The following is a 14,530-nucleotide window of genomic DNA, read 5'->3' as shown; positions in this document are numbered from 1 at the left end:
CCGCGGCACGCTGGGCGGGAGCCTGGTGCATGCCGATCCCTCGGCCGACTGGATCTCCAGCCTGGCCGCCATCGGCGCCGAAGTGCTCATCGCCGGGCCTTCGGGCCAGCGCCGCATGCAGATCGACGCCTTCATGACCAGCGTCTTCGAGGTCGACCTCGGCCCGGGCGAGATGCTGGAAGCGGTGCGCATCCCGCGCCTGTCGCGCAGTGCGCGCTGGGGCTATCACAAGCTGTGCCGCAAGACCGGGGAGTTCGCCCATGCGATCGGTGTGGTGCTGCACGATCCGGAACGCGCCGTGTGCCGCGTGGTGCTCGGCGCGACCGAATCGAGGCCGATCGTGATGCGCGATGCGCGGCCCCTGTTTCCCGACGGCCGCCGTCTCGACGTCGATGCCGCCCGCAAGCTCCTGACCGATGCCGGCCATGCCGATGCATTGGACAACCAGATTCACCTCGCCGCGTTGAAGCGCGCCGTCGACCGGGCCGAACAGCCATGAAAACGATTCAGCTGACCGTCAATGGAAAGGCCGTCTGCGCGACGGCCGTCGAACCGCGCACCCAACTCGCCGATTTCCTGCGCGATTCGCTGGACCTGACCGGCACCCACCTGGGCTGCGAGCATGGCGTCTGCGGCGCCTGCACGCTGATGATCGACGGCGTGCCGGCGCGCTCCTGCATCACGCTGGCGGTGGCCTGCGACGGCGCCAGCATCACGACCATCGAAGGCATGGACGACGATGTCGTGATGCGTGCCCTGCGCGCGGCCTTCTCGCGCGAACATGCGCTGCAGTGCGGCTACTGCACGCCCGGCATGCTGGCCTCGGCCCATGACGTGGTGCTGCGCATGCCCGACGCCACCGAGCAGGACATCCGCTATGCGATGAGCGGCAACCTCTGCCGCTGCACCGGCTATGTCGGCATCGTGCGCGCCGTGCAGAGCGTCATCGCGGAACGCAAGGCGGCCGGGATCATCGCCGCGGTCAGCGCGCGCGAGACGCTGGGCCCGGTCGGTTCGGGCCATGCGCCGCCGATGGCGGCGGGCAGCACGGGCAGCGGGGGCACCGCTGCGGCGGCCAGGGCCGTGCCGGTCGCCAGGGCGCCCGATCCGGCGCCAGCCGGCAAGGCCGCTGCGGTCCGTCCGGCGGTCGACAGCAGCAAGCCGATGACCACGCTGAACCAGAGCTTCAGCGTCGACTTCCCGCGTGACAAGGTCTGGGATTTCTTCGGCCGCCTGGCCGACGTGACCACCTGCCTGCCCGGCGCATCGCTGCTGGCGCCGCCGACCGACACCCATGTCGAGCCGAAGCTGCGCATCAAGGTGGGCCCGATCGTGGCCGACTTCGAGGGCGCGGCCGATGTGGAGCGCGATCCCGCCAACTTCAGCGGCACCATCTTCGGCAGCGCCCGCGACACCAAGTCCAGCTCGGCCACGCGCGGCGAGATCCGCTACGACCTCTTCGAGGAAAAGGATGGCGCCGCGACCCGCGTCGACGTGCAGGTGGGCTTCGCGTTGACGGGGTCGCTCGCGCAGTTCAGCCGCTCCAGCATCGTCAAGGACATCGCCAAGCGCATGACCGATGCCTTTGCCGAGAACCTGCGTGCACGTCTGAGCCATGACGGCAGCGGCGCCGGCCGCGGTGCGGCATTGCCGCAGCCCGCCGCCGAGCTGAATGCAGGTGCGCTGGTGTTCTCGGTGCTGCGCGACCGCATCCTCGGCTTCTTCCGCTCGCTCTTCGGCCGCGGATAGGACATCCGCCCGCGTGACGCGGGCGGAGGCGGGTGATCGCCGATCACCCGAATCGCGGTGCCGGCGCTCCCGGTCGCCGCGTTTTCAAGCCACCTACTTGCTGACCAGAATGATCTTCCCGTTCTCGATCTTCACGAGGTGGGTGGTCGCCGGGCTCTGGCCGCTTTCCTTGCCGCTCGGTCCCACCTTGTTGAACGAGATGTTGCCCGTGAGGCCATTGACCTTCACATCCCAAAGCGCGGCCCGGATCTTCTCGGAGTCGGCACTGCCGGCCTTGGCGATCGCCGCTGCGATGGTGTGGATGGCGTCGTAGCCTCTGGCCCCTTCGGGCATGCCCGCGGCCGGCACGCCGCGTTTCGCCCACTCGGTCACGAAGCGCTTCGCGGCCGCCGGGTTCGGCGCGGTCTCCGGGAACCACGGGGCGAACATCGCGTCGTGCAGCGAGTCGTTGGCGGCGACGCCGGCCTGCTCGATCAGCTGGTCCGGAACCGTGCCGCCGGTGGTGACGACCTGTCGCTTGAGACCGAGTGCCTGGGCCTGCTTGAGCAGCAGCGTCATCTGCTCGGGGCCGGTGGTGATGAACAGCGTCTCGCTGTCGGTGCCCTTGATGGTCGAGAGCTGCGCCGACATGTCTTGCGCCGAGGCGTCCATGTGCAGCGTGCGGTTCACCGTGACGCCCTTCTCCTTGAGCATCTTGCCGAACTCGGAGGCCGCACCCAGGCCCCAGTCGTTGTTGACGACCAGGAAGTCGACCTTCTTGATGTTCAGCGGCGCGACGAAGCGGGCGAAATTGACGGCTTCCATCCCGTTCGTGGGGCTGATGCGGAACACGTAGGGATTGCCCGAGGTCGTGATCTTGTCGGCGCTCGAGGTCTCGACCACCATCGGCACCTTGTACTCCATCAGCTTGGGCATCACGGCCAGCGTGTAGGTGGAGCTCCATGCGCCCATCATCACCGGCACCTTGTCGCGCACGATGAGCTTCTCGGCGGCGTTGGCGGCCTCGGTCGGATTGCTCTTGTTGTCCTCGATCACCAGTTCGATCTTCTTGCCGTTGATCCCGCCGCCGGCGTTGATTTCGTCGGCGGCGATCTTCGCGCCGGTGGTCACATAGTTGCCCGATGCCGCGACCACGCCCGTGAGGGGCTGGTTGACCCCGATCTTGATGACGTCCTGGGCCGCGGCGGTCGCCCCCAGGCACGCAACGGCCGCAGCCAGTGCGATTCTTGTCAGTGTCTTTCTCATCTCGTCGTCTCCTGTTGTCCTCGCTTGGCGCACCGACGGAGTGCCGGCGCATCCCGAGCTAGTCACCCTATTGGCCTAACAATAGGATGACTATATTTAAATACCAATGGTCCGGCAGCGGGGTCATGGTTTTTACTGCTCGCATAGAGTTCTATCGTGCTATAAATAGAACGTTAAATCCAATCGGAGAACGGCGATGCATCTGGACGAGCACCTTGGCGGACCTGTCCGGCCGGAAAGACTTGCGCACGCGCTCGCAGGGTCCGGCTGTTCGGACCGGCTCGCCAACCCATGAAGCGGCTCGCGCGACTGATCCGGCTGGTTCGCCTCGAAGAGGCGCTGCCGCAGCTTCCAGCCCGGACCCTGTTCCATGCCGGGCCGCCCTATCGCGGCGCGCCGCCCGGGGCCGTCGCGGCGGCGGCGGCGCAGGCGGCGGTGATCGGCGGCCTGGCCGGCGACCCGGCCGAGGCGCGAGAGATGATCGGCGCGCGGCGCATCGCGCTGCGCCCGGCGCAGGACTTCGGCATTGCCGCGCCGCTGGCCCAGGTGCTGGCGCCTTCGATGTGGTGCTTCGAAGTCGGCGACGAGGGGCATCGCGGCTACGCGCCGGTCAGCGAGGGCGTGCCGCCCGCGCTGCGCTTCGGGTCGAGCGACCCGGGCTGCGTTGAGCGCGCCCGTGAGGGCTGCGGGCAGATCGCCGCGGCCATCAATCCCTTGCTCGCGCAGTTGCCCGACCCGCAAGCCCTGATGCGCGCCGCGCTGGAGCTCGGCGACGATTGCCACGCCCTGACCTCGGCCGGCAACGTGCTCTTCGTCAACGCGCTGACCGGGCTCAGCCCCGCGGCGAAGGCGCTGCTGCTGGCCAACCCGGGCTTCGTGCTCGGCATCTGGATGGCCTGGAGCGCCTGGAAGATCCAGGTGGAGGGCGGTCGGATCGCCGCGATAGGCGGCAACGGCATCGAGTTCGGATGGCGCCCGCGCGGCGAGACCGCCTGGAGAGTCGCAGCGGCCACGCCACCGCTCGGCAAGTACTTTCGGCCTGAGCTGGCCGCGCAGGCGCTGGGCGCCATCGGCGACAGCGCCCTGGTCGACGCCTGCGGCTTCGGCGGCCAGGCCTTGCAGCACGCACCGGCGCTGCGCGAGGAGTGGGCCGCCGTGCTGCCCGCCGATGCGTTGACGCGGCGCATGCGCATCGTCGACCCGGCCTCGGGACTTGTCGATCTCGATCGCATCCGTGCGAGCCGTACGGCGCCGATGGTTCATCTCGCGATCCTCGACCGGGCGGGCGGTCCCGGGCCCATCGGCAGGGGCGTCTATTGCCCGCCGATCACATTGTTTCAACAAGGAGAACACGAATGGATCTAGCAGACAAGGTTGCGATCGTCACAGGCGGCGCGATGGGCATCGGCTATGCGATCTGCGAGGCGCTGGCGCAGCGCGGCGCCTCGATCGTCATCGCCGACCTGGCCGGCGGCAAGGCCGCGGCGGACAAGCTGCGGCAAGGCGGCGCCCGGGCGACCGCCGTGGATGCCGACGTGTCGAGCGAGGACGACACCGCGCGCATGGTCGCGACGGCGCTGGAGGCTTTCGGGCGCGCGGACATCCTGGTGAACAACGCCGCCATCTACTCCACGCTGCAATTGAAGCCCTTCGAGCAACTGACCGTGGCCGACTGGCGCAAGATGCTGGACGTCAACGTGATCGGGCAGTTCCTCTGCTGCCGCGCCGCCTTGCCGGCCTTCAAGGCCCAGGGCAGTGGCCGCATCATCAACATCTCGTCGGGCGTCGCCTTCAAGGGCAACCCGGGCATGCTGCACTACGTGGCGTCCAAGGGCGCGATCGTCTCGATGACCCGTACCCTGGCGAGCGAACTCGGTCCGCATGGCGTGCTGGTCAACAGCGTGGCGCCGGGCTTCACGCTCAGCGACGGCGTGCACAGAAATCCGGAACTTGCCAGCACCGTGGCGGGCTTCTCGGTACAGAACCGTGCGCTGAAGCGCGACATGCTGCCAGGCGACGTGGTGGGCGCGGTGGGCTTCTTCGCAGGCCCGCACTCGGCGTTCATCACCGGACAGACGCTGGTCGTGGACGGCGGCGCCTACTACCACTGACCCCTGGCATCGGCCTGCCGCCCGCGCGCGCCGCAGAGCGCGGCAGCCCGATCGATTCTTGCAACAACCGAAAGGAGACAAAGTGAAATACGTCAAGGACGCTTGGTACCCCGTGGTGTGGGCCGACCGGATCGGCAGGGAACTGTCGCGCCACGTGGTGCTGGAACAGCCGCTCGTTCTGTTCCGCCGCGAGGACGGCCGCATCGTCGCGCTGCAGGACGCCTGCCCGCACCGGCTCGCGCCATTGTCGCTCGGCAAGCTCAAGGGCGACACCGTCGAATGCGGCTACCACGGCATGACCTTCGACTGTGCCGGCAAGTGCGTGCGCATCCCCGGGCAGGAGATCATCCCCGCCAATGCGACGGTCGCGGCCTATCCGCTCGAAGTGAAGTACGGCCTGGTCTGGGTCTGGATGGGCGACCCCGCCGCCGCCGACACGGCGAAGATCTTCCAGCTCGACGAGTACGGCGCCGAAGGATGGCATGCGGTGCAGGGCCAGACGCTGCGCATCGAGTGCAACTACCTGAGCCTGTGCGACAACCTGCTGGACCCGGCGCACGTGACCTTCGTGCACACCACCACGCTGGGCACGCCCGCGGGCGCGACGGTTCCGGTGAACAACGAGTACGGCGACGATGCCATCACCGTCTGGCGCTGGATCCGCGGGGCGCAGGCGATCCCCTTGTTCGCCAAGTACGGGAAGCTCAGCGGTGCGGTCGACCGCTGGCACTACTACAACTACACGGCACCTTGCTTCTTCGCGATCGACATGGGCTCCTGCGTCAGCGGCACCATCCCCGACGCCGGCGATCGCCACGAAGGCATCCAGATGCATGCCTGTCACGTGCTCACCCCGGTGGACGAACGGACCGTGCTGCAGCATTGGTTTCATGTGCGCAACTTCCGCATCGACGAACAGGACATCGACGCCGAACTCACGGCCGACCTGGACAAGGCCTTCCAGGAGGACAAGGTCATTCTCGAGCGGATTCAGTGCGAGGAAGAGCGCAACGCCGACTACAAGCGCATCGTGCTGGGCATCGATGCAGCGCCGCGCAAGATGCGGCGCATGGTGGACCGCCTGATCGAGCGCGAGACGGCCGGGGCCGATCGCTGAGGCCGCAGGGCCTTCGAGATCGAAGGCCCTTTTCGCGTAGCGCCTGTCAGGCGCCGGCGATCAGCGTCGCGAGGTCGAGCGCGAGGTCGGCCGCCTGCGCAGGGGTCGGCGAGGCGCCGGCCGCAAGCAGCTTGCGCGCGACCAGGTGATCGCGTGCGGCGTCGATCGAATCCACCGCGATCAGGCGCGCGTCGCGGTAGTGGAAGACCGAGAAGCCGTGGCCCTGCATGTCGCCGCGCACGGTCCAGCCGTCGGCGCCGCCCGAGAGGCCCGCGATCTGCAGCTTCCTGCCGTGCTGGTCCGACCAGAACCAGGGCGTACCCGCGAAGGGGCGATCCAGCCCCAGCAAGGTGGAGGCGGCGGCGCGGCCTTGCTCGACCGCGTTCTGCACCGACTCGAGACGCAGCAGCTCGCCATCGTCGAGTCGCCGGATCGTGCAGTCGCCTGCTGCCGTGACGCCCGGCGCCGAGGTGCGGCCATGGGCATCGACGACGATGCCCGAAGCGCACTCGATGCCGGCGTCGCGCGCCAGGGTATCGTTGGCGTCGACGCCGATGCCGATCAGGACCAGCCCGGCGGGAAAGATGCGCCCGTCGGCGAGGCGCACTTCGACCGTGTCGTCGGCCGCGGCCTCGATGCCGCCGATGCGCGCATCCAGCACCACCCGCGCGCCATGGCTCAGGTGCAGCCGTAAATACCAGTCGGAGAGGGGCCGGGCGAGCACCCGTTCGAGCAGGCGCGGCGCGGCTTCGAGGATGGTCACGGCCACGCCGAGCGCGCGCGCGGTCGCGGCGACTTCGAGGCCGATGAAGCCGCCACCGACCACGATCAGCGCAAGGCCGCGCTGCGCACAATGCGACAGGCGTGCCGAAATCGCGTCGGCATCGTCGCGCGAGCGCAGCACGCGCACGGCGTCGGTCGCCGCCGCGGCGCAGGGCAGGGTCCGCGGCGTGGCGCCAGTGGCCAGCAGCAGGCCCGAATAGCCGAGGCGGCTACCGTCGGCCAGGGCGACGGACCGTCCCGCCGTATCGATGGCGACGACCTTGGCACCGGTTCGCACGGCGATCTTCTTGCGCTCCAGCGCCGCCTCGGTGCGCATCGCCAACTGGTCCGCGCCCAGGCTGCCTGCCAGCCAGGCCTTGGAGAGCGGAGGGCGGTGGTAGGGCAGGTGCGCCTCGTCGCCCAGCAGGGTGATCGGCGCATCGAAGCCGCCGGCGCGCAGCGTCTCGGCGGCCTGGAGCCCGGCCTGGCCAGCGCCGACGATCACGATGTGCTTCATCACACGCCGAGGCCCTGCAAGGGGGCGATCGTCACGACCAGGCCCTCCAGCGCGGGGCTGGCCTTGATCTGGCATGCCAGCCGGCTGTTGGCCTTGCGCTCGGCGGCCGCGCATGCCAGCAGCTCGCCTTCCTCTTCGCTCGGCGGCGCCAGCTGCGTCAGGCGATCCATGTCCACGTAGCAATGGCAGGTGGCGCAGACGCAGGAGCCGCCACATTCGCCGATGATGCCGTCGACCCCGTGGGCCACCGCGMCCTGCATGAGGCTCCAGCCCTCGGACAGTTCCAGTGTCAGCGCCTGGCCTGACGGTTCGATGTAGGTGATGCTGACCATGCGTACTCCTTCGTTCGCAGTCCGATGTAAAGGTTCTATTAATAGAATCTTAACACCATGATGCGGCGGAGGCCAGGGAGCGCGCCTCGTCAGTCCGTGAACAAATCGCTGAACAGCTCGCGCAGCCAGCGGTTGGCCGGGTCTTCGTGGAAACGCTCGTGCCAATACTGCTTGATGGCGTAGACCGGCATCTTCAGCGGCGGGGTCAGCAGCTTGATGTTGCTGGTCGGCAGATAGGACTCGGCCAGCATGGTCGGGATCGTCACGACCAGGTCGGTGTTGGCCACGATCAGCGGGATGGCCAGGAAGTGGGTGACGTGAAGCGCCACCCTGCGTGTGTAGCCCTTCTCGCTCAGCACCCGCTCCACCACGTCATGGCCGGTGCCGGGCGCCGACACGATGGCGTGCGATGCCGCCAGGTATTGCTTGAGGCTCAGCTTGCGGCCGATGACCGGATGGTCGCTGCGGGTCACGCAGACATAGGAGCGGTTGTACAGCCGCTGCTGGTAGTAGCCGGCGGCCAGGTCGGGAATGAAGCCGACCGCCAGGTCCATCTCGCCCGATTCCAGCGCCTCGCGCATCTCCTTCATGGGGAGCTGCACCGTGTGCAGGTTGACACCCGGCGCGACCTCGCTGAGCCGCTGCAGCAGCCCCGGCAGGAAGACCCGTTCGCCGATGTCGGTCATGATGATCCGGAACGTGCGAGTCGACGTGGCGGCGTCGAAATGCTTGTCGTGGTTCAGGGTCTGGCGGATCAGATGCAAGGCGTGGCGGATCGGCTCTGCCAGTTCCATGGCGAAGGGCRTCGGCTCCATGCCGCGCGATGTGCGCACGAACAGCGGGTCGTTCAGCACCTTGCGCAGCTTGCCCAGGCAGGTGCTCATGGCCGGCTGGCTGAGGCCGATGCGGTCCGCCGCGGCCGTGACGCTGCGCTGTATCAGCACCGCTTCGAAGGCCACCAGCAGCTTCAGGTCGAGATCGGCAATATCTATTTTCTTGAATACCATGAATCGACCTCGTGCGATTTACGTATGGTATGCGGCCGCCTACATTTTTGACAAGGACAGCGCGGCGGTGCCGGCCGACGCGCAAGACATCAAGGCCGTGCCTGGAGGAGGTCGCATGCAGTCCATCGTCATCGTCGGGAGCGGGCTGGCCGGTTACTCGGTGGCGCGCGAAGTCCGCAAGCGCGACAAGACGGCCCGCCTGGTCGTGGTCACGGCGGACGACGGCCACTTCTATTCCAAGCCCACGCTGTCCGAAGCCTTTCGTCTCGGCGCGCCCGTGGCGGCGCTGAGTTCGCGCAGCGCCGAGGCCATGGCCGCGCAGATCGAGGGCGAGGTATGGCGCGACACGCGGGTGACGCAGCTGGACCTGGCCGCCCGCCTGCTTMAAACCTCCAGGGGCCGGCTCGGCTACGACCGCCTGGTCCTGGCCCTGGGCGCCGAACCGATGCGCCTTGCGTTGGATGCGGAGTCGCTGGCGCATGTGCTCAGCGTCAACGACCTCTGCGACTACCGGCGCTTTCGCGCGGCGGCAGGAGGCCGCAAGGTGGTCGCCATCCTCGGCGCCGGCCTGATCGGCTGCGAGTTCGCCAATGACCTGGTGCATGCGGGCTTCGCGGTCAAGGTGATCGATATCGCCGGCCTGCCGCTCCACCGCCTGCTTCCGGATGCAAACGCCCGCTGCATGCACGAGGCGCTTCAGCGAGCCGGCGTGGACTGGCATCTCGGCACCGGCGTCGAACGCATCGAGGCGAAGGGCAAGGGCGTGCGCATCCTGTGCACCAACGGCGATGCCTTCGACGCCGACCTCGTGCTGTCCGCCATCGGCCTGCGCCCGCGCACCGCGCTGGCGCGTGCGGCCGGGCTCGCGGTGGCGCACGGCATCAGCGTCGATGCCGGCCTGCACACCAGCGATTCGCATGTCTACGCGCTGGGCGACTGCGCGCAGGTGGATGGCCTGTGGCTGCCCTACATCGCGCCCATCGGACCGGCCGCCAAGGTGGTTGCCGCCAACCTGGCAGGCGAGGCCGCAACGGTGCGCTATGCGGCGATGCCGGTGGTGGTCAAGACGCCGGCCTGTCCGTCCGTGGTGTGCCCGCCGCCGATCGACGTGTCGGGCGAGTGGCACACCGAGTCCGATGCCAGCGGCGTGCAGTCGCTGTTTCGCGACGAAGCCGGACAGTTGCGCGGCTTCGCGCTCAACGGTGCCCGCACCGAGAGCGCCGGCGCGCTGGCGCAGACGATGCCGATGTGGCTGGCCTGAGTTCCGCAGCCCCCGTTGACCCATGCGGTGCCGCGAGGCGCCGACACATTCCAAGGAGCAGACGATGAACAGTCCTCAACCCATTTCCTTCGTACGCCACTGGCACCGGCCCGGCTCGTCGCGCATGCCGTTCTGGCTCTACACCGACCCGGAGATCTACCGCCGCGAGCAGGAGCGGATCTTCAATGGCCCGCACTGGAACTACGTGGCGCTCACGTCCGAGATCCCGCGCCCGGGTGACTACAAGCGCAGCTGGATCGGCGAACGCTCGGTGATCGTCGTGAGGGACGAGGACGGCAGCGTCAACGTGGTCGAGAACCGCTGTGCCCACCGCGGGGCACAGTTCTGCCAGGCGCACACGGGCAACCGCAAGGACTTCATCTGTCCCTACCACCAGTGGAGCTACGACCTGAAGGGAAACCTGCTCGGCGTGCCCTTCATGCGCGGCCTCAAGGGCAAAGGCGGGATGCCCGCCGATTTCAAGCGTGAAAACCATGGCCTGACCAGGCTCCAGGTCGCGGTGCGCCACGGCGTGGTCTTCGCGAGCTTCCATCCGGAGGTGCCGAGCTTCGAGGAGTTCCTGGGCCCCACCATGCTCAAGTACTTCGACCGCGTGTTCGACGGCCGCGAATTGAAGGTCCTGGGCTACAACCGCCAGCGCGTGCCGGGCAACTGGAAGCTGATCCACGAGAACCTCAAGGACTGCTACCACCCGGGGCTGCTGCACACCTGGTTCGTCAACTACGGCCTGTGGCGCGCCGACAATGAATCCGCCAATGTCATGGACGACCAGCATCGCCACTCGGCCATGGTCACCGTGCGAAATGAAGGCGGCAAGGGCGAGGCGACCTCCGGCGTCAGCAGCTATCGCGAGAACATGGCGCTCAACGACGGCCGCTTCCTCGATGTCGAGACCGAGCCGTGGTGGAACGGCCCGACCGCAGTCATCCAGAGCATCTTCCCGAGCGTGATCATGCAGCAGCAGATCAACTCGGTCGCCGTGCGCCAGGTGATTCCGCGCGGCCCGCGCAGTTTCGACTACATCTGGACCCACCTGGGCTTCGCCGACGACTCGCCGGAGATGACGCAGCGCCGGCTGCGCCAGGCCAACCTGTTCGGACCGGCCGGCTTCGTCTCGGTGGACGACAGCGAAATCATCGGGCTGGTGGAGGAGGGCGTATCGCAGAACGCAGAGGCGGAGTCGCTGTGCGAACTGGGCGGGCGCGAGGTCGCCGACACCGACACTCATATCTCGGAGACCTTGATCCGGGGCATGTACGAGTACTACCGCAAAGTGATGGAGATCTGAAGATGGATGCGACGACCCGATTCGCGGTGCAGGACCTCTACACCGACTACGTCCGCTGCGTGGACGACACCCAGTACCAGGAGTGGCCCGATTTCTTCACCGACGAATGCATGTACCGCATCGTCTCGCGTGAGAACTTCGACGCCGGCCTGAAGATGTCGGCGCTGGCGCTCGAAAGCAAGGCCATGCTGAAGGACCGCGTCTACGGGATGAACGAGACCATCTACCACGCGCCCTACATGCAGCGCCACGTCGTGGGCGCTCCGAGGATCCTCGGCAGCGAGGATGGCGTGATCCACGCCGAAGCCAACTACGTCGTGCTGCGCACCAAGCTCGACGCCTTCTCGGAGGTCTTCAACACCGGGCGCTACATCGACACCATCGTCAGCGAGGAGGGCCGGCTGAAGTTCAAGGAGCGCATCTGCGTCTTCGACAGCGAGCTGGTTCCGAATTCGATCGTCTACCCGATCTGAGGCCCGCCATGGACGAGCAACAAGCAGGGCGAGGCTGGGAGCGCGCCGCCGGCGTCGACCAGGTGGCGGAGGGCGAGGTGAAGGGCGTCCACGCGGGCGGTCGCCCGATTGCCCTCTACAGGATCGATGGCGAGGTGCACGCCACGCAAGACATCTGTTCGCACGAGCGTGCCCATCTCTCCGAAGGCTATCTCGATGGTTGCGAGATCGAGTGCCCGCTGCACCAGGCGCGCTTCGACATCCGGACCGGCCAGGCCCTCTGCCGTCCCGCGACCGAGGCGATCGCGGTGTTCCCCGTGAAGATCATCGGCAAGGACATCTTCGTGCTCATTGCGCCGCCGGATGGATGTCCGGTCCCGGATCAGCCCCCCAGGTAGGCCTTGCGCACGTGGGGGTCGTGGATCATGTCCTTGCCCGTCCCCTCCAGCGCCAACGAGCCTGACTCGTACAGGTAGGCGCGGTCGCACATGTCCAATGCGGCATAGGCGTTCTGCTCGACCATCAGCACCGTGGCGCCATCGGCGCGCACCTTCTGGATGATTTCGAAGGTCTTCTCGACGATGTTCGGCGCCAGGCCCAGCGACGGCTCGTCGAACATCACGAGCTTGGGCCGGGACATCAGCGCGCGGCCGATGGCGAGCATCTGCTGCTCGCCACCGGACAGCGTGCCGGCCATCTGGTAGCGCCGTTCGGCGAGCTTCGGAAAGTTGTCGAACATGCGCGCCATGTCGGCCGTGATGCCCGACTTGTCCTTGCGGCGGTAGGCGCCCATCTCGAGGTTCTCCTGGATGGTCATCTGCGGAAAGACGCGTCGGCCTTCCGGGCAGTGGGCGATGCCCATCGACAGGATGCGCTGCGGCGTGGCCCGCGTGATGTCCACGCCTTCGAATCGAATGGTGCCGCTGGCCGGCGGCAGCAGACCCGAGATGGCTTTCAGGGTGGACGACTTGCCGGCACCGTTGGCGCCGATGACCGTCACCAGTTCGCCCTTGCGGACCTTCAGCGAGACGCCCTTGATGGCGTCGACCTTGCCGTAGCGGCAGACGATGTTGTCGATCTCAAGCATGCTTGATCCCCTGGCCGAGGTAGGCGCGAATGACTTCCGGATTGGCCTGGATCTCCGCGGGCGACCCGTCGGCGATGATCTTGCCGTAGTTGAGCACCACGATGCGGTCGGAGACCCCCATCACGAGCGGCATGTCGTGTTCCACCAGCAGGATCGAGATGCCGCGCTGGCGGATCCGGGCCAGCAGCGCCATGAAGTCTCCGGTCTCCGAGGGGTTCATGCCGGCGGCCGGCTCGTCGAGCAGCAGCAGCGTCGGGTTGGCCGCCAATGCCACGGCCACGCCCAGCAGGCGCTGTTCGCCGTAGGGCAGCGAGCCGCCGAGTTCGTTGGCCCGGTGCGCGATGCCGACGAAGTCGAGCGTCTCCCAGACGGCTTCGCGCAGCCGGGCCTCCTCGCGGCGCATGCCCGGCAGCGCCAGCAGCGTGGACCAGGCGGAGGCGTTGCCGTGGCGGTGCAATCCGGTCAGCACGTTCTCGAACACCGTGTTGGTGGTGAACAGGCTGGTCTTCTGGAAGGTGCGCACCAGGCCCACACCGGCCACTTCGTGCGGCTTGAGCCTGTGCAGCGCGACGTCGCGGAAGTGCACCTCGCCCTTGGTCGGGCGCAGGAAGCCGGTCACCACGTTGAAGGCGGTGGTCTTGCCGGCGCCGTTGGGGCCGATCAGGCTGACCAGCTCGCCTTCGTTGACGTGGAAACTCATGTCGGAGATGGCCACCAGGCCGCCGAAATGCACGGCGACATGGTCGATCGACAGGATCTTCCTGCCGCTCGAGGTGGCCGGCGCGGCGGGTCGGATCGGGGGGTTCATGGTTGCTTGCATGGTCAGCCGGCTGCGCCGTTCAGTTTGGCCGCCGACTCGGGTGGCGAGGCCTGCGCCGGCGCTGCCGGTGTGGCGCGCTGGTGGCGCTGGATGCCACCGGTCCTGCGGGCCCAGAAGTCGCACACCGCCGGCACGATGCCGCGCGGCAGGAAGAACACGATCAGCACCATCACGATGCCGTAGACCACCCATTGCACCTCCGGCGCGGCCACCGCGCGCAGGCCGACCGGCAGCACGCCGAAGATGACGCCGCCGACGATCGGTCCGGCCAGGGTGCCCTTGCCGCCGGTCACCACCATGATCACCATCGTCACCGTGTAGATGAACAGGAAGATGTCCGGATCGATGATGCGGATGTAGTGCGCATAGAGGCTGCCTGCCGCGCCCGCCAGGGCTGCGGACATCACGGCGGCGAACACCAGGTAGCGCGTGACGTCGATGCCGACCGAGGTTGCCAGCGACTCGTTCTCGCGCAGCGCGATCATGGCCCTGCCCATGCGGGAATGAACCACGCGGCGGATCAGCACGTAGGCGACCACGGCCAGCGCCAGCACCAGGTAGTAGTTCGGCAGCTTGCTCCAGAACACGTTCTCGCCCACCAGCGGCAAGTTGAAGCCGAGCGGCGGAATGTTGCTCAATGCCAGCGGCCCCTGCGTCAGGTCGACCCAGTTCAGCGCCACCAGCCGCACCACTTCGGCGAAGCTGATCGTCACGATCACGAAATAGGCGCCACGGATCTTGAACGACAGCTTGCCCACGAT

At 67.6% G+C, this 14,530-nt stretch carries 16 protein-coding genes; 9 read left to right on the top strand and 7 right to left on the bottom strand.

From position 1 onward, the window contains the following. Both AC1D2K_RS15130 and AC1D2K_RS15125 read left to right on the top strand, forming a co-directional pair. Positions 1 to 499 (top strand): FAD binding domain-containing protein (locus AC1D2K_RS15130; RefSeq protein WP_478089652.1); only part of this gene is annotated, 499 nt, incomplete at its 5' end. After that, on the top strand, positions 496 to 1,749 hold the full coding sequence (locus tag AC1D2K_RS15125) for a xanthine dehydrogenase family Fe-S subunit (protein ID WP_478089651.1): 1,254 nt from the start codon (positions 496 to 498) through the stop codon (positions 1,747 to 1,749). The genes AC1D2K_RS15130 and AC1D2K_RS15125, both read left to right, overlap by 4 nt. A gap of 93 nt (positions 1,750 to 1,842) precedes the next feature. Here the strand turns inward: AC1D2K_RS15125 and AC1D2K_RS15120 are convergent, their stop codons facing one another. After that, positions 1,843 to 2,994, bottom strand: a complete 1,152-nt coding sequence (locus AC1D2K_RS15120; protein ID WP_478089650.1) for an ABC transporter substrate-binding protein — start codon at positions 2,992 to 2,994, stop codon at positions 1,843 to 1,845. 291 nt (positions 2,995 to 3,285) lie between these two features. Here AC1D2K_RS15120 and AC1D2K_RS15115 point away from each other — a divergent pair, with 291 nt between their 5' ends. From AC1D2K_RS15115 to AC1D2K_RS15105, 3 genes are all read left to right on the top strand, one after another. After that, positions 3,286 to 4,359: an oxamate carbamoyltransferase subunit AllG family protein gene (locus AC1D2K_RS15115; RefSeq protein WP_478089649.1), complete on the top strand. Its 1,074-nt coding sequence runs from the start codon at positions 3,286 to 3,288 to the stop codon at positions 4,357 to 4,359. Beyond that, complete coding sequence (locus tag AC1D2K_RS15110) at positions 4,350 to 5,105, top strand: SDR family NAD(P)-dependent oxidoreductase (RefSeq protein WP_478089648.1); 756 nt, start codon at positions 4,350 to 4,352, stop codon at positions 5,103 to 5,105. The genes AC1D2K_RS15115 and AC1D2K_RS15110 overlap by 10 nt, the downstream gene beginning before the upstream one ends. Positions 5,106 to 5,187: 82 nt before the next feature. Next, the gene (locus tag AC1D2K_RS15105) at positions 5,188 to 6,222 is read left to right on the top strand and encodes an aromatic ring-hydroxylating dioxygenase subunit alpha (protein WP_478089647.1); all 1,035 of its coding nucleotides are present in this window, start codon (positions 5,188 to 5,190) and stop codon (positions 6,220 to 6,222) included. A gap of 46 nt (positions 6,223 to 6,268) precedes the next feature. Here the strand turns inward: AC1D2K_RS15105 and AC1D2K_RS15100 are convergent, their stop codons facing one another. From AC1D2K_RS15100 to AC1D2K_RS15090, 3 genes are all read right to left on the bottom strand, one after another. Continuing rightward, entirely contained in the window at positions 6,269 to 7,501 is a 1,233-nt protein-coding gene (locus AC1D2K_RS15100) for an NAD(P)/FAD-dependent oxidoreductase (RefSeq protein ID WP_478089646.1), read from the bottom strand. Then, the gene (locus tag AC1D2K_RS15095) at positions 7,501 to 7,833 is read right to left on the bottom strand and encodes a 2Fe-2S iron-sulfur cluster-binding protein (RefSeq protein WP_478089645.1); all 333 of its coding nucleotides are present in this window, start codon (positions 7,831 to 7,833) and stop codon (positions 7,501 to 7,503) included. Before AC1D2K_RS15095 ends, AC1D2K_RS15100 begins: the two co-directional genes overlap by 1 nt. A gap of 89 nt (positions 7,834 to 7,922) precedes the next feature. Continuing rightward, positions 7,923 to 8,840 (bottom strand): LysR family transcriptional regulator, encoded by a 918-nt coding sequence (locus tag AC1D2K_RS15090; protein ID WP_478089644.1) that lies wholly within the window; start codon positions 8,838 to 8,840, stop codon positions 7,923 to 7,925. Positions 8,841 to 8,955: 115 nt separating this feature from the next. Here AC1D2K_RS15090 and AC1D2K_RS15085 point away from each other — a divergent pair, with 115 nt between their 5' ends. From AC1D2K_RS15085 to AC1D2K_RS15070, 4 genes are all read left to right on the top strand, one after another. Then, positions 8,956 to 10,101 (top strand): NAD(P)/FAD-dependent oxidoreductase, encoded by a 1,146-nt coding sequence (locus AC1D2K_RS15085; RefSeq protein ID WP_478089643.1) that lies wholly within the window; start codon positions 8,956 to 8,958, stop codon positions 10,099 to 10,101. Between the two features lie 64 nt (positions 10,102 to 10,165). Further along, entirely contained in the window at positions 10,166 to 11,410 is a 1,245-nt protein-coding gene (locus tag AC1D2K_RS15080) for an aromatic ring-hydroxylating oxygenase subunit alpha (protein WP_478089642.1), read from the top strand. A 2-nt stretch (positions 11,411 to 11,412) separates the two neighbouring features. Then, on the top strand, positions 11,413 to 11,883 hold the full coding sequence (locus tag AC1D2K_RS15075) for an aromatic-ring-hydroxylating dioxygenase subunit beta (RefSeq protein WP_478089641.1): 471 nt from the start codon (positions 11,413 to 11,415) through the stop codon (positions 11,881 to 11,883). A gap of 8 nt (positions 11,884 to 11,891) precedes the next feature. Beyond that, a complete protein-coding gene (locus AC1D2K_RS15070; protein WP_478089640.1) occupies positions 11,892 to 12,260 on the top strand; it encodes a non-heme iron oxygenase ferredoxin subunit in 369 nt (122 codons plus the stop codon). Here the strand turns inward: AC1D2K_RS15070 and AC1D2K_RS15065 are convergent. The 3 genes from AC1D2K_RS15065 to AC1D2K_RS15055 form a co-directional block, all read right to left on the bottom strand. Next, a complete protein-coding gene (locus AC1D2K_RS15065; RefSeq protein ID WP_478089639.1) occupies positions 12,245 to 12,949 on the bottom strand; it encodes an ABC transporter ATP-binding protein in 705 nt (234 codons plus the stop codon). The two genes, AC1D2K_RS15070 and AC1D2K_RS15065, sit on opposite strands and share 16 nt — an antisense overlap. Then, a complete protein-coding gene (locus AC1D2K_RS15060) occupies positions 12,942 to 13,757 on the bottom strand; it encodes an ABC transporter ATP-binding protein (protein WP_478089638.1) in 816 nt (271 codons plus the stop codon). The genes AC1D2K_RS15065 and AC1D2K_RS15060 overlap by 8 nt, the downstream gene beginning before the upstream one ends. Before the next feature lie 14 nt (positions 13,758 to 13,771). After that, positions 13,772 to 14,530, bottom strand: a 759-nt coding sequence (locus AC1D2K_RS15055; RefSeq protein WP_478089637.1) for a branched-chain amino acid ABC transporter permease, incomplete at its 5' end; no start/stop codon positions are given.

The organism is Variovorax sp. P1_H12_2, assembly GCF_056405335.1.
This window is presented reverse-complemented; position numbering and strand designations above follow the sequence as displayed.